Below are 751 nucleotides of genomic sequence, written 5' to 3'. Positions count from 1 at the left end.
AGACGAGGTCATGGAAGAGATTGGCGCGTGGCAACAGCGGCCACTGGAGCCGATGTACCCGGTCATTTTCTTCGATGCGCTGCGGGTGAAGATCCGCGAAGAGGGCCTGGTGCGCAACAAGGCCATTTACCTGGCCCTGGGCGTTCTCCCCGACGGGACGCGGGATATCCTGGGCATCTGGATCGAGAACACCGAGGGTGCGAAGTTCTGGATGAAGGTCTTTAACGATCTCAAGACGCGCGGTGTCGAAGATGTGCTGATTGCCGTGACCGATGGTCTCAAAGGTATGCCAGAGGCTCTCAGTACCGTGTTTCCAGAGACGACATTGCAAACGTGCATCGTGCACCTGATCCGCAACAGCCTCGACTACGCGGCCTGGGACAAGCGACGGGCTCTGGCCAAGGAGCTGAAACCGATTTACCAAGCCATCAATGCCGAAGCAGCTGAGCAAGCGCTCGATGAGTTTGAGAACGGGCCGTGGGGAGAGAAATATCCGACGGTGGTGGCTGCCTGGAGGCGCGCCTGGGATCGAGTGATTCCATTTTTCGTCTTCCCACCGGCCATCAGGAAGGTGATTTACACCACCAACGCCATCGAGAGCATCAACGCCCAGCTACGCAAGGTCATCAAGACTCGCGGGCATTTCCCGAATGATGACGCAGCGACCAAACTGATTTGGCTGGGATTGCGCAACATAACAGCCAATTGGGGGAAACCGGCCCATGATTGGAAAAGCGCGATGAATCAATTT

Annotated in this window: 1 protein-coding gene; it reads left to right on the top strand. The window is 56.9% G+C overall.

The window, feature by feature from the left end:
• A partial coding sequence (locus tag ACF8EA_RS00705; RefSeq protein ID WP_392520946.1) for an IS256 family transposase occupies positions 1–751 on the top strand: 751 nt, incomplete at both ends.

It is taken from the genome of Pseudomonas sp. YQ_5, assembly GCF_043103305.1.
GTDB lineage: Bacteria > Pseudomonadota > Gammaproteobacteria > Pseudomonadales > Pseudomonadaceae > Aquipseudomonas > Aquipseudomonas putida_Y.
This window is presented reverse-complemented; position numbering and strand designations above follow the sequence as displayed.